20 protein-coding genes are annotated in these 20868 nt (G+C 64.9%); 8 read left to right on the top strand and 12 right to left on the bottom strand.

Features of this window, described 5'->3' with window-relative positions; translation table 11 throughout:
• Positions 1 to 19 precede the first annotated feature (19 nt).
• A complete protein-coding gene (gene tsaA / locus MTX19_RS17200) occupies positions 20 to 511 on the bottom strand; it encodes a tRNA (N6-threonylcarbamoyladenosine(37)-N6)-methyltransferase TrmO (RefSeq protein WP_280984550.1) in 492 nt (163 codons plus the stop codon).
• A 120-nt stretch (positions 512 to 631) separates the two neighbouring features.
• Complete coding sequence (locus MTX19_RS17195; protein ID WP_280984549.1) at positions 632 to 1594, bottom strand: lytic transglycosylase domain-containing protein; 963 nt, start codon at positions 1592 to 1594, stop codon at positions 632 to 634.
• 91 nt (positions 1595 to 1685) lie between these two features.
• On the opposite strand from MTX19_RS17195, the gene MTX19_RS17190 reads away from it, so the two are divergent.
• On the top strand, positions 1686 to 2621 hold the full coding sequence (locus MTX19_RS17190; protein ID WP_280986075.1) for a glycine/sarcosine/betaine reductase selenoprotein B family protein: 936 nt from the start codon (positions 1686 to 1688) through the stop codon (positions 2619 to 2621).
• A 40-nt stretch (positions 2622 to 2661) separates the two neighbouring features.
• Here the strand turns inward: MTX19_RS17190 and MTX19_RS17185 are convergent, their stop codons facing one another.
• The gene (locus MTX19_RS17185; protein WP_280984547.1) at positions 2662 to 3675 is read right to left on the bottom strand and encodes a bile acid:sodium symporter family protein; all 1014 of its coding nucleotides are present in this window, start codon (positions 3673 to 3675) and stop codon (positions 2662 to 2664) included.
• A 106-nt stretch (positions 3676 to 3781) separates the two neighbouring features.
• Between MTX19_RS17185 and MTX19_RS17180 the strand changes: the two genes are divergently transcribed.
• Positions 3782 to 4633, top strand: coding sequence for a LysR family transcriptional regulator (locus MTX19_RS17180; protein WP_280984546.1), 852 nt, complete (start codon positions 3782 to 3784; stop codon positions 4631 to 4633).
• A gap of 22 nt (positions 4634 to 4655) precedes the next feature.
• On the opposite strand, the gene MTX19_RS17175 is transcribed toward MTX19_RS17180, so the two are convergent.
• Both MTX19_RS17175 and MTX19_RS17170 read right to left on the bottom strand, forming a co-directional pair.
• A complete protein-coding gene (locus MTX19_RS17175; protein ID WP_280984545.1) occupies positions 4656 to 5711 on the bottom strand; it encodes a phenylacetaldoxime dehydratase family protein in 1056 nt (351 codons plus the stop codon).
• 34 nt (positions 5712 to 5745) lie between these two features.
• Positions 5746 to 6762: a carbon-nitrogen hydrolase family protein gene (locus MTX19_RS17170; RefSeq protein WP_280984544.1), complete on the bottom strand. Its 1017-nt coding sequence runs from the start codon at positions 6760 to 6762 to the stop codon at positions 5746 to 5748.
• Between the two features lie 207 nt (positions 6763 to 6969).
• Between MTX19_RS17170 and MTX19_RS17165 the strand changes: the two genes are divergently transcribed.
• The 4 genes from MTX19_RS17165 (at position 6970) to MTX19_RS17150 (ending at position 10835) form a co-directional block, all read left to right on the top strand.
• A complete protein-coding gene (locus MTX19_RS17165) occupies positions 6970 to 7926 on the top strand; it encodes a helix-turn-helix domain-containing protein (RefSeq protein WP_280984543.1) in 957 nt (318 codons plus the stop codon).
• 150 nt (positions 7927 to 8076) lie between these two features.
• Positions 8077 to 8430, top strand: coding sequence for a PilZ domain-containing protein (locus MTX19_RS17160; protein WP_280984542.1), 354 nt, complete (start codon positions 8077 to 8079; stop codon positions 8428 to 8430).
• Between the two features lie 89 nt (positions 8431 to 8519).
• Entirely contained in the window at positions 8520 to 9179 is a 660-nt protein-coding gene (locus MTX19_RS17155; RefSeq protein ID WP_280984541.1) for a hypothetical protein, read from the top strand.
• 237 nt (positions 9180 to 9416) lie between these two features.
• Positions 9417 to 10835, top strand: a complete 1419-nt coding sequence (locus MTX19_RS17150) for an MFS transporter (RefSeq protein ID WP_280984540.1) — start codon at positions 9417 to 9419, stop codon at positions 10833 to 10835.
• Positions 10836 to 10948: 113 nt separating this feature from the next.
• Here the strand turns inward: MTX19_RS17150 and clpA are convergent, their stop codons facing one another.
• From clpA to MTX19_RS17135, 3 genes are all read right to left on the bottom strand, one after another.
• Positions 10949 to 13357, bottom strand: a complete 2409-nt coding sequence (clpA, locus tag MTX19_RS17145; protein WP_280984539.1) for an ATP-dependent Clp protease ATP-binding subunit ClpA — start codon at positions 13355 to 13357, stop codon at positions 10949 to 10951.
• 257 nt (positions 13358 to 13614) lie between these two features.
• Positions 13615 to 13947 (bottom strand): ATP-dependent Clp protease adapter ClpS, encoded by a 333-nt coding sequence (clpS, locus tag MTX19_RS17140; RefSeq protein ID WP_280984538.1) that lies wholly within the window; start codon positions 13945 to 13947, stop codon positions 13615 to 13617.
• Positions 13937 to 14269, bottom strand: a complete 333-nt coding sequence (locus MTX19_RS17135) for a hypothetical protein (protein WP_280984537.1) — start codon at positions 14267 to 14269, stop codon at positions 13937 to 13939. The genes clpS and MTX19_RS17135 overlap by 11 nt, the downstream gene beginning before the upstream one ends.
• A gap of 352 nt (positions 14270 to 14621) precedes the next feature.
• On the opposite strand from MTX19_RS17135, the gene MTX19_RS17130 reads away from it, so the two are divergent.
• Positions 14622 to 15140, top strand: coding sequence for a hypothetical protein (locus MTX19_RS17130; RefSeq protein WP_280984536.1), 519 nt, complete (start codon positions 14622 to 14624; stop codon positions 15138 to 15140).
• A gap of 71 nt (positions 15141 to 15211) precedes the next feature.
• On the opposite strand, the gene MTX19_RS17125 is transcribed toward MTX19_RS17130, so the two are convergent.
• A complete protein-coding gene (locus MTX19_RS17125) occupies positions 15212 to 15547 on the bottom strand; it encodes a phasin family protein (protein WP_280984535.1) in 336 nt (111 codons plus the stop codon).
• Positions 15548 to 15964: 417 nt separating this feature from the next.
• Between MTX19_RS17125 and MTX19_RS17120 the strand changes: the two genes are divergently transcribed.
• A complete protein-coding gene (locus tag MTX19_RS17120; protein WP_280984534.1) occupies positions 15965 to 17722 on the top strand; it encodes a serine hydrolase in 1758 nt (585 codons plus the stop codon).
• Positions 17723 to 17996: 274 nt separating this feature from the next.
• Here the strand turns inward: MTX19_RS17120 and MTX19_RS17115 are convergent, their stop codons facing one another.
• The 3 genes from MTX19_RS17115 to MTX19_RS17105 all read right to left on the bottom strand — a co-directional run bounded on the left by MTX19_RS17115 (position 17997) and on the right by MTX19_RS17105 (position 20634).
• Positions 17997 to 18719: a DnaJ domain-containing protein gene (locus tag MTX19_RS17115; RefSeq protein ID WP_280986074.1), complete on the bottom strand. Its 723-nt coding sequence runs from the start codon at positions 18717 to 18719 to the stop codon at positions 17997 to 17999.
• Positions 18720 to 18813: 94 nt separating this feature from the next.
• Positions 18814 to 19581 carry a VWA domain-containing protein gene (locus MTX19_RS17110; protein ID WP_280984533.1) on the bottom strand — a complete coding sequence of 256 codons (768 nt, stop codon included), beginning with the start codon at positions 19579 to 19581 and terminating at the stop codon, positions 18814 to 18816.
• A 111-nt stretch (positions 19582 to 19692) separates the two neighbouring features.
• The gene (locus MTX19_RS17105) at positions 19693 to 20634 is read right to left on the bottom strand and encodes an alpha/beta fold hydrolase (protein ID WP_280984532.1); all 942 of its coding nucleotides are present in this window, start codon (positions 20632 to 20634) and stop codon (positions 19693 to 19695) included.
• Between the last annotated feature and the right edge of the window lie 234 nt (positions 20635 to 20868).

The following is a 20868-nucleotide window of genomic DNA, read 5'->3' as shown; positions in this document are numbered from 1 at the left end:
TCCATCCGGGCTACGGCTGTCACTCGGTCTCGAAGTCCCCCGCTTGCGGCGGGGCGAGCGGGGTGAATTCGCAGCGATCGGGCTTGACGTCGATCAGTGGCGTCTCGTCGAGACAATCGAGCCCGCGGACCAGGATGACGTTGCCCTCGACGCCGACCAGCTTCACGGTCGAGGTCCCGATCGGATTGGGGCGCACCGGCGAGCGCAGCGAGAAGGTGCCGCGGGTGTTGCCGTTGTTCTTCGGGCTCTGCAGCACGATGTCGCGCCGCGACTGGTGCAGCCAGTAGAGCACCTCGAGGTTCGAGTAGAAATCGACGCCCTTGATCGCGGCGACCCAGGGCTCGAAGATCTCGAGCCGGCACACCGGGCCGTCATGCCGCCCCTGCCGCGGCGTCGCCAGCCGCGAGGTCCAGGGCGTGCGGATGCGGCCGATGAAGACGAGCCCCGCATCGCGCGCCGGCGGCATGTCGACAGCGACTTCGCCCTCGCGCAGTTCCATTTCACGTACCATGTGTCAATCCAGCGATATGTTCAGCGCAGTCTCGGCCCAGCTCTTCGGACGCAGCGGCGGAAAACCGGTCTCAGATACCATACCAGACACTGACCGCAATGACGCGGCAAGCGGCGCGCCTCACGCCCTGTTCCTCAGCACGAAGCACGCCCCGCCCGCCTTGCGGATGCGGTTGCAGAGGTTGTCCGCCTCGGGCCGTGTGTCGGCGCCGATGCGCACCTGGTAGAAAGTGGCGCTGCCGCGGCTGCGCAAATGCGAGCTCAACAGGCTCGGATCCTGGTCGCCGATCACGGCGGACACATGCTTCATGGCGCGGGCATACATCGCCAGCGCCTTGTCGCGGCTGAAGCCGGCCGCCAGTTGCACGCCCCAGAGCTTGGCGGCGGACAGCGTGATGTGCTCCTCGAGCTCGGCCACGAACGGATTCGGCGCGCGCTTCAACAGCGCCATCAACTCGCGGCAGCTCGTGGTCGGCGCGCGCTCGGGCATCTTGCCGTTGCGGCCGGCGGCGGCCCAGGTGTCGACGCTGGAGCCGGTGATCGCGAACACGTAAGCGCGCGTCTCCTGCGGCATCGAGCCGGTGCCGGCGAGCCAGTCCTGGATCCGGCGCGGCCCGGCGTTGTAGGCGGCCGCCGCGAGGCCGAGATTGCCGAACTGGCTGCGCAGCTCGCTCAGGAATTCCGCCGACTTCGGCAGCGCCTGCACGGGATTGAAGGGATCGAGCAGCCCGCGCTCGTTCGCGGTGCCCGGCATGAACTGCGCGATGCCCTGTGCGCGCTCGCCGCTGCGCGTCACGGGCCCGACCGCATCTGCCTGGAAACGGCTCTCCTGCCAGATCACGCGGGCGAAGAATTCGAGCGGCAGGCCGTTGGCGCGCGCCGCGGACTCGATCATCAGGCACATTGCCTCGCGGGTGTCGCTCTCGCGCGCGCTCTCGGCCGGCTTCTCGCGCGGGATCGCGAGCTCCTCGACGCTCGGATGCACGTATCGCGGGGCTTCGGCCGGCGCGTCCTCCGCGCCGGCGCCGAGCGGCGACGCCAGCATCGCAAGCACACCCAATCCTGCGCACAGGGCTGTTCGCATCGCAATTCTGTTTCCGCGCCGCGCGGCTTGACACCGCGAGCGCCTGGTCTAGCTATGGCTGACAATGATGGCGCGCAAAAGGGAGCGCAAAATGGCCGCAGCTTCGGACGATCAACTCGGCTTCGCGCCCGACGACGACGCCCCGATCGGCTATATGAAGCGGACCCGCGACTATTACGCGGCGATCGGCTACACCATCCCCTACCGCTGGGCGCACTATACTTCCGCACCGTTCCAGCCGCTGAAGAGGCCGCTGAGCCAGTCCCGCATCACCATCATCACGACGGCGGCACCGTTCGATCCAGCCAAAGGCGACCAGGGCCCGGGCGCGAAATATAACGGCGGCGCCAAGTTCTATTCGGTCTATGACGGCGACACGTCGCAACCGCACGATTTGCGGATATCCCATATCGCCTATGACCGCGTGCATACCTCGGCCGAGGACAGCGGCACCTGGTTTCCGCTGGCGCAGCTCAAGCGCCTCGCGGAGGCCGGCAAGATCGGCGAGGTCGCGCCGCGCTTCTTCGGTGCGCCGACCAACCGCAGCCACCGCGTCACCATCGATACCGACGCGCCCGAAATCCTCAAGCGCTGCCGCGCCGACAGTGTCGACGCCGCCGTGCTGGTGCCGAACTGTCCGGTCTGCCACCAGACCGTCAGCCTGGTCGCACGCCACCTCGAGCAGAACGGCATCCCGACCGTCGTAATGGGCTGCGCCAAGGATATCGTCGAGCACGCGGCGGTGCCGCGCTTCCTGTTCTCCGATTTTCCGCTCGGCAATTCCGCCGGCAAGCCGCACGACGTGGCGTCGCAGGCCTTCACGCTGGAGCTGGCGCTGCGCGTGCTGGAGCAGGCTCCGGGTCCGCAAACCACCGTGCAGTCGCCGCTGCGCTGGAGCGAGGATCATTCCTGGAAGCGCGACTACAGCAACGCCGATGCGCTCAGCGCCGAGGAGCTGGCGCGCCTGCGCCGCGAGTTCGACGCGCAGAAGGAAATCGCGAAGGGCCTGCGCGAGCGCGTCGCGTAGGCGTTTGCGTCATCCGAACCGGGATCGACAACGGTCTCGCTCAGCGAGCCCTCACCAGCGCCGGAACTGGATCGTGTGAGGCCGCGCCCGTGATGCCGGCATAGCGGCGCGCGAGCGCCGCGCAGGTCATGAGCTGGATCTGGTGGAATAGCATCAAGGGCAGCACGACCAGCCCGACCGACTGGCCGGCCAGCAGCACGCTCGCCATCGGCAGCCCGCTCGCCAAGCTCTTCTTCGAACCGCAGAACATGATGGCGATGCGATCCTCGCGGGAGAAGCCCAGCAGGCTGCTGCCGACATTGGTGATGAACAGCACCAGCGCCAGCAGGATCGCGTCGATACCAAGCACGATGGCCATCTGGGTCGCGTCGACCTGATGCCAGATTCCGTGGCTCACCCCGTCGCTGAAGGCGGTGTAGACGATCAGCAGGATCGAGCCGCGATCGACCAGCCCGAGCACCTTATGGTGCTTCGCCACCCAGCGGCCGATCAGTGGCCGGGAGAGCTGCCCCACCACGAAGGGCAGCAGCAACTGGACGACGATGTCGAGCGCGGCATTGCCCGAGAACCCGCCATGGCTAGAGAGCAGGACACCCGCCAGCAGCGGCGTCGCGACGATGCCGAGCAGATTGGAGGCCGTCGCCGAGCACAATGCGGCCGACACATTGCCGCGCGCGATCGAGGTGAAGGCGACCGACGACTGCACCGTCGACGGCAGGATGCAGATCAGGATCACGCCCGCCCACAGCGCCGGGGTCAGCAGATGCGGCGCCAGCGCATGGGCCGCCAGCCCGAGCAGCGGGAACAGGCCGAAGGTGGAGAGAAAGATCACCAGATGCAGGCGCCAATGCCGGGCACCGACCAGGGCCTCCGCCGTCGACAGCCGGGCGCCATGGAGGAAGAACAGCAGCGCGATCGCCGTATCGGTCGCGTAACCGCCGATCACGGTCCCCTGCCCGTGCAACGGCAGCAGCGTGGCAAGCCCGACCATGCCGACGATGGCGACGATGTAGGGATCGAGATGCACGAGTGATCGCAACCGGCTGGTATTCATGATGGCTTCCTTTTCGTTGCCTGATAAGGTGCCCATCGCCGGCCCGATTGTGAACCGCGCTTACCGATGTTATGGTAATAACATTTCGTGATTACCAGCGTCGGCCATGCTCGACCCGATCCAGCTCGAAACCTTCCTCACGGTGGTGCAGACGCAGAACTTCACCGAGGCCGGCCGCCGTCTCGGCCTGAAGCAGTCCACCGTGAGCCAACACATCCGCAAGCTCGAGGCCGCGGCCGGCTGCCGTCTGTTCGTGCGCGACACGCATTCGGTCGTGCTGACGGCGGACGGCGAAGCGATGGTGGGGTTCGCACGCCCGATCCTCGAGGCGAATGCGCGTGCCCGCGACTACTTCGCGGGATCGCAGGTGCGCGGCAAAATCCGCTTCGGCGCAGCCGAGGATTTTGCCAATTCGCGCCTGCCGGACCTGTTGCGTGATTTCGTGCGCCGCCACCCGCAGGTCGATCTCGAGCTCACGGTGGGGCTGAGCGCGGGACTCTACCAGCAGCTCGACGGAGGTGAACTGGATCTTGTCCTCGGCAAGCGGCGGCCCGGCGACGAGCACGGGCAGCTGGTGTGGCAGGACCGCCTGGTGTGGACCGGCGCGCCCGGCACCCGCCTCGATCCGGACCAGCCCCTACCCCTCATCCTCTACGCGCCGCCGAGCGTCAGCCGCAGCGTCGTGCTGGAGGCGATGGAGCGCTTCGGGCGGCCATGGCACATCGTCTGTTCGAGCGGCAGCCTGAGCGGGCTGCGCGCCGCGGCGCTCGCCGGACTCGGCATTACGCCGCAGGCGCAGGCGTTGATCCCAGATGGCCTCGAGGAGGTGCCAGCATCGGGGCTGCCGCCGCTCGGCAGCGTCGAATTCGTGGTGCAGACCGCGCGCCGGGTGCGGCGCGGCCCTGCCGCCGAACTGGCCCAGGCGATCACGGCGCATCGCGGCCGGCTGCGCCCGTAGCCGGCCGGCACAGCAGCGGACGTCAGGCCGATTTGGCCGTCGCGACCGCAACCGCGTTGAGCATTCCGGTCCGTTCGTGGCAGTTCAGATATTCGAAGAACTGCTCGTCCGCGGCGGCGACCGTGACTTCGTGATACAGCTTGAGCTTGGCGTTCGGTCCCAGCGTCGACAGATATTTCATCGCCGCGCCGAAGATCCTGACATGGGTCGGATGCGATTCCGCCCAGCGCTCCAGCGCTGCCAGGCTCTTCCACCAGCTCTGGCCGTAGGACTTTTCAGTCGGCCGGCCGTTCGCGTCGACCACGCGCATGTAGCGATTGGCGTAGCAGCCGATCGGCACGCCATCGTCGCGCAGGAAATCCATGCCCTCGCGCAGCACCGGCTCGACATCGTCGAGATACATCTTGCGCTCCGATGCTTCGGTGTCGCTCCAGTCTTGGCCGGAGCGGATCAGGCAGAGATTGTCGTGCGCGACGATACGGATGCGCGCGCCGTCGCTGATAGCGCGCGGCTCGCCGCCTGGCACCATCGCGTCGGTCTGCGACAGCGGAATGCGGTCGCGCATGCCGCCCCAATAGGCGTGCTCCTGCACTTCCTCGCTCATGCTATCGGCGAGAACCGCGACGCCCTCCGGATGGCCGAGTGACGAGAACAGCGTTTCGTAGCGCTCGACGTGCGGCCGCAGCACCTCGATGAAGCGGCCGAGACCGTCGCCCGCGGCGCCGCTGCCGGTCCAGACCTCGCGCGCTTCCTCGAACCAACAATCGAAGCGCGCCGCGTCGTCCCAATAGGCCACCGAGACGACATTGCTGAAGCCGGCCTGATCGACATATTGCGCGCGATCCCAATGCGCCGGGCCGTTTTCCCTGGCGAAGCGCTGCGCGATCTGCGCCAGCGCCTCGGCCACGGCGACCGTCGGCTCGCCGCGGTACTGCACCCCGAAATAGGCCATGATCACGCTGACGACCGCGGGCCTGTGGCGCGCGACGAAGGACGGGTAAGGCGGCGTGTAATCGTCGGGCACGCGACGATGACGGGACCGCGCGGTCTGCAAATGGGATGGAATCGCTGACTCCATGGCAGTCGCCTCCGTTGGATTTTCCCGTTGCAGCTTAGCTTGCGGCCGCCTGCAGCTCATCGTCCGCCAGGCTGTCGAGCGGCAGCGCAAAATGCTCGACGCGCTTCGACGGCTTCTTGTTCAGGAGCAGGCGCGTGACGTCGGGGCGCGAATAGTGCCCGGCGGGATCCGCGGCGTTCTTGGCGATCGCGATTGCACCGAGATCGATATCGGCGATGAGCAGGCCTTCCTGATCGGGCGGCAGCTTTTCGGCAATCGAGCTGCCGTCCGGACCGTAGATCGCAGCGTGCCCGCCGCCGACGTGCAGCAGCGCGTGCTTGTCCTCGCGGTCGCAAAGCTCATCCACCATCGACTGCGAGACGGTGGCGCAAGGCGCGAGCACGAAGCAGGAGCCTTCGACGGCGTAGACGCGGGACGCCGCATTGTTGACCTCCCAGCCGAGCGCGGGCGCGAACGGATCGTACAGCGAGAAGCTCGGCCAGGCCGCGACATGCACCTGCTCGTTCTGGGCGTACATCGCGTATTTCGACAGCGGCTGCAGGTGCTCCCAGCAGCACAGCGCGCCGAGGCGGCCGATGCCGGGGCGGTCATGCACCGCAAGATCGCTGCCATCGCCCTCGCCATAGACGGTGCGTTCGGCATGGGTCGGGCGCAGCTTGCGCCGCCTGGCGATGGTCTCGCCGTCGGGGCCGATCAGCCATTGCGCGAGGTAGAGGCTGCCGCCATCGCGCTCGGACAGGCCGAGCACAGCGGTCATGCCGGCGTTCTTCACGGCGAGCCGCAGACGCTCCGCCTGCGGGCTGTCATAGGCCAGCGAGTTGTCGAAATAGCGCTGCACGAAGCCGCGCCCGATCGCCCAGGCCGGCGAGTCCAGCCAGATGTACCAGGGATAGCCGGGAATGAAGGCCTCCGGGAATGCGATCAGCTTGGCGCCCTTGGCCGCGGCCTCCTCGATCAGCGCAATGGTCTTGGCGACGGACGCATCGAGGTCAAGCCAGGCGGGTGCCGCCTGCACCACCGCAACGCGATATTTCGGATGTTCGATGCCCATGATGACCTCCTCGCTGCCGGCGCCTTGGCCGGTTCGTACTTGATCGGCCCTATCGGCCTCTGACATCATGCTGCCGCGAAACCGGACGCGCCGTTCGACCGGGACGGAAGGAAAATTCGACTGCGGCGGAGGTCATCCCCGGCCGGTCCGGTACGAAGCTTGCTTTATTTGAGTGGCCCGCGTTTGGACTCGTGAAGGGAGGAAATCATGCCGGCCCTGTTCACCACGGAAGACGCGCCCACGCATCGGCGCCTTGCACTCTGGCAGGACATCGTCTGCGACGTCTTCGTGCAGCTTGATTGCAAGTCCGACCTCGGCACCGCCTTCCACGGCGCCATCACCAGCTCCCAGGTGGGACCGGCGAAATGCTCGACCGTCTCGTCAAGTCAGCAACGGGTGTTGCGCACACCCTCGCGGATCGCGCGCGCGACCGAGGACTTCGTGCTGTTCGCGCTCGGCCGGCGCGGCGCCGGCGCCGTGTTGCAGGACGGCCGCGAGACTGTCATCCAGCCGGGCGAGTTTGCATTCTACGACACGACCCGGCCTTACGAGTTGCGGTTCGACGACGACTTCACGCAAACCATCTTTCAGGTGCCGCGCGCGATGCTGCACCGGCGCTTTGCCGGCACCGAGCCTCTCACCGCGACCACCTTCACGCCGGACCGCCCGGTCGAGCGGCTGGCCTCCCAGTTCATCGCCGGGCTCTCCGAGGTCGCCGACCGGCTCGATGATGACACCGCGATCCGGCTCGCGGACCAGGCCGTCGATCTCCTCGCCATGGCCATGAGCGAGCGGCTCGGGCGCGCCACGCTGACGTCGTCAACCCATCGCTCGGGCCTTCTGTACCGTCTGAAGGCCCATGTGCTGGCACATCTGCCGAACCCCGATCTCGGCCTCGCCGAGACCGCCGCGGCGCTCGGCATCTCGCCGCGTTACATCAACAGCCTGTTCGCCGACGAAGACACCTCGTTCCAGCGCTTCGTGCTGGCGCAGCGGCTCGAGCGCTGCAAGCGCGACCTCGCCTCCCTCACCCATGCGCATCGCCACATCAGTGAGATCGCGTTCGCCTGGGGCTTCAACGACCTCTCGCATTTCGGCCGGGTGTTCCGCGAGCATTACGGCATGTCGCCGCGCGATTGGCGGCAAAGCCGGTTGCCGAACTGATCGTCGCAACTTTCGCGCCGCGCAAAATGCCCGGGAATCCGGAGGGTCGCGGCTGCAATCAGTTTACGTTAACTACAACAGCCCTCGGCGCCGACCTTCTCACCGCATCACGACCCGATAGATTGGTTCCATTCATTTGGAGGATTTCAGATGCAGGACCGGCGCCACGACGCACGCGACAAGGTGCTTTATGGCGGTGTCGCCAAAATCAATGAGCACGGTTCGACGATGGATTGCGTCGTTCGCAACATCAGCGAGCACGGCGCCTGCGTGGAGATTGACCACGCGGAACGATTGCCCGAGGAGATCAACCTCAGCGTCGCCCGCAAGGGCCGCTCGTTCCTCGCGCGGCTGATTTGGCGCCAGGCCAACAAGGTCGGGCTTGCCTTCCGCATCATGACATCGGACACCCCGGTCAGCGATCTCGATGAGCGCCTGCGCCGCAGCGAGATCAAGAAGCGCCAGCTCCAGCGCCGGATCAAGGAACTGATTGGCGAGGGCTGAGCGCCTGCGCCCGTCCCGCTCCTGACTAAGGATTCAGTCGTGTGTTGCCCCACCATAGACTAGGCACCATAGCGCTCATATTCTTCGGGTTGACCCTTTCGAGCCACGCCGCCGACGGCCGGCTTCCACAATTGCCGGATGGTAGATACCGCGTCGTCGTCAAGGACGTGACGGTCGCATTGCCGAAAGACGATCCGGAGAACACTCGCATCCAGTTTCAAACCGCTGCTCCGGCGGGAAAAGCCCCCGATCTCTTCAGGGTGTTTGATCTGGGGCGTGATCCAGAAAAGTATTTGTCCAAGCTGAAGTCGTCGGAATGGAGCGCCGTCGTCGCATCGGCGAACAGGAAAAATGACATTCTCGGGACGAAGATCGTCAAGGGCGTTTTCAACGTCGGCCTGCTGTCAGGCAAGGATGCCAATTGCGCGGCCTGGAAGCTTGATTGGGAGCGTTATCGCGCGACTGCCATCAACGAGAAGGCGGACCAGTATGGATGGATCAGGCTAGGCGAACCGCAAGATCCGTCGAGCAAGTTCATCAAGTTTCTCGACAACCAAACGCGCGCAGGCAGCCCCTATCACACGTTGGTTTGCGATTTTGCCGGTTATTGCCTGCTGAGCACCTGCCACGATGACCTCACCGTGTGGATCAAGATCAACTCGTCCAACAAGATCCAAGGAGAAGATTACTCGGTGAAGATTTCGACGAGCAGATCGCTAGCGGAACCAAGGTTCTCGAGCGAATGCTGATCGGTCGCCGGGTCGATTTGACCCATCCCTGACGCGCCCAGCAAGAAAATGCCGGCCGTCTCGCGACGGCCGGCTCTACACTGATCTCAGTGGCTCAGGCCTTCACCAGTGGCCCGCGCGATGCTGGGCCGTTGCCTTGCCGCAATGCTGCATCGCGGCATTTCGGGGTTGCAAAGTCCGGGTCAATCCAGCATGCGGTAGGCCAACCCATGCCGGAACCGAAGGCAACCTCACTACATGTCAGCAATGATCGAGCATGCCGACGGCCTGCCGAAACCACAGCGCAATTGGGCCATTCTCACGATCGCGCTCGGCCTCGTGATGGCCGTCATCGATGGCTCGATCGCCAACGTCGCGTTGCCGACCATCGCCCGGGATCTTGACGCGAGCCCCGCGTTTTCGATCTGGATCGTCAACGGCTATCAGTTGGCGATCACGATTTCGTTGCTGCCGTTGGCTTCGCTCGGCGAAATCATCGGCTATCGCCGAGTCTATCTGGCGGGGCTGGCGCTCTTCACACTCGCTTCGGCGTTCTGCGCGCTGTCGCACACCCTGCCGCTGCTGACCGTGGCGCGGGTCATGCAGGGATTTGGCGCAGCCGGAATTCTGAGCGTCAACTCCGCGCTGGTCCGCTTCACCTATCCGAGCGCGCTGCTCGGCCGCGGCATCGGCGTCAACGCGCTCGTCGTCGCCGTCTCGGCCGCGGTGGGCCCCACCGTGGCCTCGATCATTCTGGCAGTCGGAACATGGCCCTATCTGTTTGCCATCAACATCCCGCTCGGCATCGCGACGCTGGCCCTGGGCTGGTACTATCTGCCGCACACCAAGCCGGCCAGTCACGCCTTTGACTGGCAGAGCGCCGCCCTGAGCGCCGTTACGTTCGGAGTTGGCATTACCGCGATCGACAGCGCCGGGCACGGCGAGGCGCTGTATCTCTGTCTGACCGAGTTCGCCATCGCGGCCATCGCAAGCGTCTTGCTGGTCCGGCGGCAGACGCACCTTCCCTCTCCGCTGTTGCCGGTCGACCTGCTGCGAATTCCGATTTTCGCGCTGTCGATCGGCACCTCGATCGCCTCCTTCTGCGGCCAGATGCTGGCCTTTGTCGCGATGCCCTTCTATCTCGAGCGGCACTTCGGATATTCGGCGGTGCAGATCGGCCTGCTGATTACGCCCTGGCCGATCGCAGTCGCATTTGCAGCCCCGCTCGCAGGCTGGCTGGTCGAGCGCTATCCGGCCGGCCTGTTGGGCGGCATCGGGTTGCTGGTGTTCGCGCTGGGCTTGGGCACGTTGGCGATGATGCCGGTCGCGGCCTCACCCCTCGACGTGATCTGGCGCATGGCGCTCGCCGGTGCCGGCTTTGGTTTGTTCCAGACCCCCAACAACCGCACCATGATCGCCGCCGCGCCGCGCGAGCGCTCCGGCGGCGCCAGTGGAATGCTCGGAACGGCACGCCTGCTGGGACAGACCATGGGCGCAGCCTTGGTCGCGTTGCTGCTGGCGCGCTATCCGGACGATGGCACCCGGATCTCGCTCATGGTCGGCGTCGGCTTTGCCGTGGTCGGGGCGGCGCTCTCTACGCTCAGATTGTCGTCGGCCGGCAGCCGGGGCGCCGAGCGGGTGCGGGTCCATGAGAGCCAGCGCCTGCGGGGCGAGTGACGCCGCGCAATGCGATCCGGATCGCCGCATCAGGCTCCGGTCGTCCGCCCGCTGCGCCAAACAAAAAGGCCGGCTGTTCAGCCGGCCTTTTCATTTGATCGTTTGTTACGGCTTCACGCCTTGACCAATGGTCCGCGCGAGGCCGGTCCCTTGGTGCCGCCTCCGCCGCCGCCCGGGCCACCCGACTTCGGCGGCTTGCGCTTGCGCGCGGGAAGCTTCTCGGGCTTGGGCGTGACCGGGCCCTCGACGAACTCGAAGCCGATCTTGTCCTTGCCCGTCGCCTCGTCCTTGACCAGCACGACGCGGACATGGCCGCCGCCCTTGAGCTGGCCGAACAGCACCTCGTCCGCCAGGGGCTTCTTGATGTGCTCCTGGATGACGCGCGCCATCGGACGCGCACCCATCTGCTCGTCGTAGCCGTGCTCGATCAGCCAGGCCTTCGCAGGCTCCGACAGCTCGATTGTGACGTCGCGGTCGGCGAGTTGCGCCTCGAGCTGCAGCACGAACTTCTCGACCACCATGCCGATCACGTCGGCATTGAGATGCGCGAACGAGACGATCGCATCCAGCCGGTTGCGGAATTCCGGCGCGAACTGGCGATTGATCGCCTCGTGGTCGTCGCCTTCCCGCTTGCTGCGCGTGAAGCCGAAGGCCTGGCGCGCCAGGTCCGCCGCGCCTGCATTGGTGGTCATGATCAGGATCACGTTGCGGAAGTTCACCTGCTTGCCGTTGTGGTCGGTGAGCCGGCCGTGATCCATGATCTGCAGCAGCACGTTGTACAGATCCGGGTGCGCCTTCTCGATTTCGTCGAGCAGCACCACGCAATGCGGATGCTGGTCCACGCCATCGGTGAGCAGGCCGCCTTGATCGAAGCCGACATAGCCGGGAGGCGCGCCGATCAGGCGCGACACCGTGTGCCGCTCCATGTATTCGGACATGTCGAAGCGCAGCAGCTCGACGCCGAGCGACGCCGCGAGCTGTTTTGCAACCTCGGTCTTGCCGACGCCGGTCGGACCCGAGAACAGATAGCAGCCGATCGGCTTCTCCGGCTCCCGCAGGCCGGCCCGCGCCAGCTTGATCGATGCCGACAGCGACTCGATCGCCTTGTCCTGACCGAACACCACGCGCTTCAGGGTCTGCTCGAGATGCTTGAGCACCTCGGCATCATCCTTCGACACGCTCTTGGGCGGGATCCGCGCCATGGTCGCGATCGTGGTTTCGATCTCCTTGATGCCGATCGTCTTCTTGCGCTTGTTCTCGGCGACCAGCATCTGCGCCGCGCCGGACTCGTCGATCACGTCGATCGCCTTGTCGGGCAGCTTGCGGTCGTGGATGTAGCGCGAGGACAGCTGCACCGCGGCCTCGATCGCCTCATTGGTGTATTTCAACCGATGGTAATCCTCGAAATACGGCTTCAAGCCCTTGAGGATCGCGATCGCGTCTTCCACCGTCGGTTCGTTGACGTCGATCTTCTGGAAGCGCCGCACCAGCGCGCGGTCCTTCTCGAAGTGCTGACGGTACTCCTTGTAGGTGGTCGAGCCCATGCAGCGGATCGTGCCCGAGGCGAGCGCGGGCTTCAGCAGGTTGGACGCATCCATCGCGCCGCCCGACGTGGCCCCCGCTCCGATCACGGTGTGGATCTCGTCGATGAACAGGATCGCGCTCGGATGCGCCTCCAGTTCCTTCAGGACTTGCTTCAGCCGCTCCTCGAAATCACCGCGGTAGCGGGTGCCCGCGAGCAGCGTGCCCATGTCCAGCGAGAACACGGTGGCGGCCGCCAGCACTTCCGGCACGTCGCTGTCGACGATGCGCTTGGCGAGACCTTCGGCGATCGCGGTCTTGCCGACACCGGCTTCACCGACGAACAGCGGGTTGTTCTTCTGGCGGCGGCACAGCACCTGGATCGCGCGGTTGATCTCGGCGTTGCGGCCGATCACCGGATCGATCTTGCCGTCGCGCGCCTTCTTGTTGAGGTTGACGCAATAGGTCTCGAGGGCCTCGCCCTTCTTCTTGGTGTCCTCGTTACCCTTGGCCTCGGTTTCCTCGTCGACGCCGCGCACTGGCCGCGCCTCGGAGACGCCGGGCCGCTTGGCAATGCCGTGGCTGATGTAGTTGACGGCGTCGTAGCGCGTCATGTCCTGCTCCTGCAGGAAATACGCGGCGTGGCTCTCGCGCTCCGCGAAGATCGCGATCAGCACATTGGCGCCGGTCACCTCCTCGCGACCGGACGACTGGACATGGATCACCGCACGCTGGATCACACGCTGGAACCCGGCGGTCGGCTTGGCGTCGTCAGCGCCGTCCGTCACCAGGTTCTCGAATTCGGTCTCGAGATAGTTGACGAGGCTGGTCCGCAGCTTGTCGAGGTCGACGCTGCAGGCCCGCATCACCGCCGCCGCGTCCGAGTCATCGATCAGTGACAGCAGAAGATGTTCAAGCGTCGCGTATTGATGGTGACGCTCGTTCGCGATCGCCAATGCACGATGCAGGGATTGTTCAAGGCTTTGGGAAAAAGTTGGCATTCGCGTCCTCTATGGCCCCCGGCCATCATGATCGCCATTGCCGGGTCAGGCAATAACAACCTTCGTGATCCCCCGTGATATAGTTACGATGGATCGTGGCGAAAGCCCGGTTCCGGCGTGATGGTTTTCCTCTAAATTTCAGGCACCATGATGTCGCACAACCGCCACCCGTGACATACGGGATGCCGTTCGCTTCCGTCACGAGTGCAATGCAAGACCCGTTCCGCTGACGCGGCGGAGCGGTGGTTACCGGCGGACTATTTCTTTTCCATCACGCATTGCAGCGGATGCTGATGCTTGCGCGCGAAGTCCATCACCTGCGTTACCTTGGTCTCGGCGATCTCGTAGGTGAAGATGCCGCACTCGCCGATTCCGTGATGGTGGACATGGAGCATGATCTTGGTCGCCGCCTCGGCGTCCTTGTTGAAGAACCTCTCCAGCACGTGAACGACGAACTCCATCGGCGTGTAATCGTCGTTCAGGATCAGGACACGATACAGGTTCGGACGTTTGGTCTTCGGCTTGACCTTGGTGATGACCGAGGTCGACGGGCTGCCGGCCCCTCCATTGCGGTTCTCGTCATTGCTCATTTGGGGCACTGACGGCGCCGACGACGAAGGGGATGTGGACGTGGATCGCAACATGGCTCAGGCGTTCGAATTCCCAGGGGAAACCGGTAAGCGCATCGGGGATGTTTCGCGATTGCCGCAGCAGCCCATCGCGGAACCTCCAGCAACGCTTTTCCAGATTGCCGCTCCCGGTCCGACCCAGCGGCTGGGTCGGCAGTTCGAATATGGGCCCGACGGCGCTTTGCCGCAAGCGCCGAACTGACGCCCGCAGCGGCCCCCGACCGGCCGCAATTCCCGTGGCGGCAATCGCCCTAAGGTTAATCGTTTCCAGCAGATTTGACAAAGGAGTCGCCCCGCCGGTTTAGCCGGCGTTGAGGATAAAGCGGGCTTTTTGCCCCCGCTCCGGTATCCCTTGGCGGACCCAACGGCACGACGCACAACACGAACCAGCGTCGGGCGAGCGCTGTCGTCGGTTTCGCCAACAACCAATGGACTCCGACCACATCGATCCCCGCGGTCAAGAACGACTGGCAGCAGGCATCGACCAATCCGATCAGCACCTGGACGGGCTGCATCACGGACCGCACGCAGCCCAACGATGCGACGGGCGCGCTGCCGGCAACGTCCGATGTCACGACGCTGTTCCCCGCCAACGAGTATTACGAGAACGGCACCGCTTATTGCAGCAGCAGCGCTTGTTGCAGCTCGAGCCGATCATTCCGCTGAGCTACAACTGGAGCGCGCTGAAGACCGCGGTCAACGCGATGCAGCCGACCGGCGGCACCGACCAGGCGGTCGGGTTGGCCTGGGCGTGGCAGTCCCTAATCCCGGGCGGCCCCCTCAACGCACCGGCGGAGGACTCCAACACGACCTACAACAGGGTCATCATTCTGCTGTCAGACGGTCTGAACACCGAGGACCGCTGGCCCGACTATGGTGACGGCAGCACACACGCGTCGGGCAATCCGATCGACGCCCGGCAAGCCCTGATGTGCCAGAACCTGAAGAAGGCGACGGATTCCAACGGCCAGCCGATGTACACGATCTACACGATCCAGGTGAACACCGACTTGCCTGCGGACCCCACCTCGACCGTGCTGCAGAATTGTGCGAGCAGCCCCGACAAGTTCTGCATGCTGACCAGCTCGAGCCAGATCGTGACGACCTTCAACACGATCGGAACCGCGCCCAGCAAGCTGCGGCTGGCAAGATAGTCGCGCAGCGCCCGCAACAAAAAGCCCGGCCGAAACGGCCGGGCTTTTGATTTTCGAGATCTTCGAGCCGCTTACTGGGCTGGCGAGAACTTCCCGACCAGGCCCTCGAACGGCTGGAAGGTCTGCTTGGCACAGTCGCTGTAGAGGCCGGCGATCTTCTGCGATTCCGACACGAAGGTCTCGTAGGTCGAGCGCACGAACTCGCTCTGCGCCTCGATCGCCTTGTCCAGCGACTTCACGCCCGAGATCTGCTCCACAAACGACTTGGTGTCTTCAAAGGACTTCTTGGCGTAGTCGCCATAGGCCGCCGCGATGGCCTGAACGCCGCTCTGCAGATTGGTCGCGGACGCCGTGACCGATTCCAGATGCTGCTTGCCGTAGTTCTGAATGTCTTCGATCTTGATCATGAGTTCCTTATCCCAGACTTGAAAACGCATTTGCATTATTGCCGGGAAGCTCCCGGCCCCCTGACGCCGGCAACATAGTGCACCGCACAATGAAGTCAAGGAATCTTGTGCATCGCACAAATCAGTGGCTTGATTCCCGGGCATTTGCCATAAACCCCGGGGGACTACGCAACGGTTGCTTAATCTTTTGGAAACTCGGGCCGCCTAACCTGATTCCCGGGCTTCGTTCGCCTTCCGACAGACAGCCTGAAAACTGTTTGTGAACAGCACCTTAGCTAGAAGAGCAGACCTGAGCCGCAAGCAGGGCAGAGCATTCTGCCCAGATCGGCTTGTTGCGCAGGCAAGGATCGGCGGGCGTCGGGCACAATTTCGCCTAACGCACCAGTGATCTAGATAGAAATTGGGACGGGGAAGTAGATGCTTCGTACAACCTTGGCTTCCTCGCGCGCATTGCGAGTTGGCGTTCTCGGGCTCGTTACCCTCACGACGACGATCCTGATCAGTGACAGCGCCGAGGCGCGCCGCTACCGGCATCGTCACGCCCGCCATCATCACAGCCAGGACGCAGGCGAGAGCTACGGTCCGAAGTTCGCCTCGATCGTCGTCGACGGCAATTCAGGCGCGGTGCTGGCCTCCAACAGTCCCGATGGCCTGCGGCACCCCGCTTCCCTGACCAAGATGATGACGCTCTATCTGCTGTTCGAGCGTCTCGACTCCGGCAAGATGAAGCTCGACACCGAAATGCCGGTCTCCGAGCATGCGTCCGAACAGGACCCGACTAAGCTCGGTCTCCGTCCGGGTCAGACCATCAGGGTCGAAGATGCCATCAAGGGCCTCATCACCCGTTCGGCCAACGACGCCGCGGTCGTGATCGCAGAGGCAATCGGCGGCAGTGAAGACGATTTCGCCAGGATGATGACGCGCAAGGCGCGCGCACTCGGCATGAGCAGGACGGTCTATCGCAACGCCTCCGGCCTGCCCAACGACGAACAGGTGACGACGGCACGCGATCAGTCGATCCTCGGCCGCGCGCTCCAGGATCGCTTCCCGCGCTACTACCGCTACTTCTCGACGACTGCTTTCAATTTCCGCGGCCGCACGATCACCGGTCACAATCATCTGCTCGGCAGCGTCGAGGGCGTGGACGGCATCAAGACCGGCTACATCCGCGCCTCCGGCTTCAACCTCGTGACCTCGATGCATCGCGGCAACCGCTTCCTGATCGGCGTGGTGCTCGGCGGCCGCAGCGGCGGATCCCGCGACGCCATCATGCGCAACTTGCTCGCCGAGAACCTGCCGAGGGCCGCGACGACGCGGACCGCCGCCGCGATCACCGAGCGCAACCCGGCCGATGCCAATGTCGAGGTCGCCGATGCGGATGACGCGCCCCGCGCCGCCGAGAGCATGGCCGCCGCTTCCGAACCCGCCGCGACCGCCATGCCGGCGCCTCGCCCGGCGGCCAACAAGCCTTCGCTGATGGCCGCAGCTGCTGCGGCCCTGCCGCCGCTGCCGGCCAAGCCTGCCCCGCAGGCCAAGCCCGAGCCGGCGCCGCTGACCAGCGGCGTGATCCAAAGCCAGGCAATGGCCGCGATCCCCGGCTCTGCTGAACCGATGAAACCCGTGAAGGTGAAGACGGTTCAGGTCAAGGCGGGACAGATCAAGCTCGCTGCCGCCGGTCCCGCGCAGTCCGCGCCGCCGATCACCAACACGATCCCGTCGCGCAACGAGGTTGCCGAGACCTCCAATGCGATGATGACGCGGGCCGCTAATATGCCGCCGCAGCCGGCCAATTTCGGCACCGGCAGCGGCATTCTCGGCGTGCTGCCGGCCTCGTCCGTGCAGGCACCCACCCCGGCTGCGCCTCAGGCGGTGGCCTCGATCGAACCCGCCCACAGCCAGCCCGCGAGCAAACCGGCCGCGGCGACTGCCCACACCGGCTGGATCATTCAGGTCGGCGCGCTGGAGTCCGAGAGCGAAGCCAGGCAGCGCATCGATCTCGCCCGCAATTCGGCCCGCGGCATGCTGAGCAAGGCCGATCCGTTCACCGAGACGGTCGCCAAGGGCGATCGCAAGCTCTATCGCGCCCGCTTCGCCGGTCTCGAGCGCGATCAGGCCGAAGCGGTCTGCCGGACGCTGAAGCGCGCGGACATCTCCTGCATCACGGTTCGCAACTGATCGACCGCTTCCTCTGAAACTCGCAAGGCCGGCGCCGCAAGCGCCGGCCTTGTGCTTTTGGCGGGCAACCGCGACGGCCGATCCGCGCGCCGCGAGGTTACGAAAACTTCTCGTCAAGAATTTACGGTTAAGTTTTCCCGAAAGGACGGTCGACCACGCCGAACGAGGGCGGGCGACCGCAGCATGATGCCCGCAATCGCATCATGTTCCAGGGGCATCGACCAGAGATCGACGGAAGCAGCTCTCGGCTTGTGGCGTTGGTAGCGTGCCGGAGTTAGAGATGCGTGCGAAGCAGAGTATCCTTGGCCTCGTTTACACGGGCCGCGAGGTACGTAGACCCCCCCTGGTCGGGATGGAGTTTCTTCATCAGGGTGCGGTGGGCCCGGCTGATCTCGTCACGCGTCGCTCCCGGCTGCAGGCCAAGGATCTGATAGGCCTCCTCGTTCGTCATTTTGCCACCCGCCGCCGGGCGGCGCTGCCGCCCTGCCCGGTCGTCCTGCGCGTTCTGACGCCAGGCGGGAAACCGGCGGTCCAGGTAGCTTTCAAGTAGCGCCACGCTCTCGGCGTCGAACGCCGGAACCATCGCCAGCAGTTGCGGCAGATCGAACTCGTCGAGCATATGGCCGGCCTGCGGCCCGTCCACGATCCGGCCGCTGAGCACGCCGGTAGTGTGATCGAGGCTCATGTCCAGATATTGCGAGCGCACCCGCGAGCTTTGCCCTGCCGTGCGCTGTGCGCCACCGAACACGCCGCCGAGGCTGGAAAAGCCCGTGGTCCCGAACGGCGACCAGCCGAGCAATCCCGCGCCGAAGATGCCGAGCGGAATCGCGACCGCGAGTTCGCCCCTGACGCCGGTGAAGGCGGCGACGGCGAGCGCGAGCACCCCGCCGACGATCTTGATCGCGCGCGCGAGCACGGCCGGATTGGCCGCACGAAACATCTGCAGCGCGGAATAGAGGACAACTACGGCAACGATGCCGGCGATCAGGGTTGGCATGTGCGGACTATACGCATCCCAGCGACAAAAAGCATGCGCGGCTTCGCCTCCCCGGAGCGTGAAGCGCCGCCCGCTGCGCGACGCCGTGCCCCGCTCATTTCATCTGGCCAATCAGCCTCGCCGCACCGCTCCCGCTCTTGGCGAGTTGCAGCAGCGCGTCGCGACCGCCGGCAGCGAAGGCCGCGGCAGCGCGCAGCAGCTCGCGGAGCTGGGCGGCGGCACCGGGATCGAACCTGCACCACGCCCCGCCGGTCAGGCGCGCAATCTCGCGAAACGCCTGCTCGGCAACCGCGTCCCCTCCTTCCTGGAACATGAAGACCGGGACCTTGAGCAGGCCCAGCTCGCCCGCTTTCGCGCAGAGCTCGTCGACCCGTTCCTCCATCGCATCGCCGACGAACACGACCGCGCGGACGCCGGAGGCGACCGCTTCCCGTCGCGCCTCCGACAGCACCTTGCCGATCTGGGTATTGCCGCCCTGGCAGTTGATCCTGCCCATCAGCTTCGCCAGCCGCGTGCTGTCGGAAATCCACCCGGTGGCGCGGCACTCATTGAAGCCGCGATAGTAGACGAGACGGATGTCGAGGCTGCCGAGCGATGCGGCCTCGCGGAACATGTCGGCCTGTAGCGCGCACGCCATGTCCCAGGTCGGCTGTCGGCTCATGGTGGCGTCGAGCGCGAACACCAGCCTGCCCCGCGCGCCGGCGCGATGCGGCGACGTCGCGCGCGCCTTCGCCACGAAGGCGGCGATGTCATCCGAGGTCGACCTCCGCGCCTCCGGCACAGAACCGGACGTGCGCGCGTCAGCCGAGTTCGCCGGACGCACGTCGTTTCCGGATATCGGTTTGGTCGGATCGCCAGCCATCAGTGCTTGCCCGTTGCAGCAAGCACTATGTGGGCCACGATGTCGGACTGGTCAATGCAGCGAGGCCGCGTGGCGTGCCCGGTCGGGACGCCAGGTCAGGTCACCCCGGGATCAGTTGGTGACCCGGGACGACTCCCGCTCGGTCTTCTTCAAGGTCAGCGCCTTCTTCACCTTGTCGGTAAAGCTTTGGGGCTCCTTCTCGACCGGCACGTAGAGCGAAACCGGGCCAGGTTCCAGGATCTTCGGCGGCGCATTCCTGGTGTCGACGGGAGCGATAGCGCTGTCGGTGTCGGCAAGGAATTTATCGAGCATGGCCTCGATCGAGGTCTTGGCCTGCTCCGGCCCGGTGTCGCGCATGTCGTTGTGCTGGAAGTTGGTCCTGACAACCGTGATGCCGGCCTTCTCGCATTCCGCCTCGTCCGGAATGACGCCCGGATCCGTCTTGAACTGCGGGTCATGGGAGCGGAACGAGAGGATCTTGAACTTGCCGTCGGTGATGAACGGCACGCGCAGATTGTCCAGCGTCACGACCTTCTTGATTTCGTCGGGATACTGCTTGGCGAAATACATCGCGATGTCGCCGCCATTGGAATGGCCGACCATCGTCAGCTTGCTGTAGTCCGCGTTCGGCTGGATCTTCTTCATCTGCTCGATGGCGAACTTGATGTTGGTAATGCCGCGCTGATACTGCGGCAGCCGGCCGACATAGAGCTCGCCGACCTTGGTTACCATCGGCCCGTCCGACGGGATGTCGTTCTGGATGCTGATCGCCAGATAGCCGCGCGCGGCGAATACGTTCGCGAGGAAGGAATATTCAGTAAACTTGACGGTATTGCCATGATTGAGGATCGCGACCGGCAGCGTGATCATGCCGGCGTCGGCCTGCATCTCCTTGTCGCGACGCACCGCGACATCGACCGCGACCGGGCGTTCGTTGCGCGTCGGATCCTTGAACATGATGGTTTCGTGCCGGATCGCCCACTTGCTCGCGGTGAAATAGGCCGCCGTGACCACCACGGAGAGCGAAAGCAGAACGACAATTCCACGTTTCATGACGTCCTCGAAGCGCCTGTTCAAGGGCTATTTTTGGCCGGAGACTCTTTGGCCTCCTTGTTGAGAATATATGTCACAGCGGCGTGACAGGAAGTCCAAATGTTGTGTATCGGCAGCACGTTCGTTGTGCGGTGCACCCGCAGCTTGTGCAGCTTCACTCGGCAAAGGTGCTATAATACTCCAACCTCTTCGGGCCCGAAGGCCTCTGACACCGAGAGAACCTGACCGAATAAA

This window comes from Bradyrhizobium sp. ISRA464 (genome assembly GCF_029910095.1).
In the GTDB taxonomy this organism is placed as follows: domain Bacteria; phylum Pseudomonadota; class Alphaproteobacteria; order Rhizobiales; family Xanthobacteraceae; genus Bradyrhizobium.
Note: the sequence above shows the minus strand (reverse complement) of the source record. Positions and strands in the feature narration are given on the sequence as shown.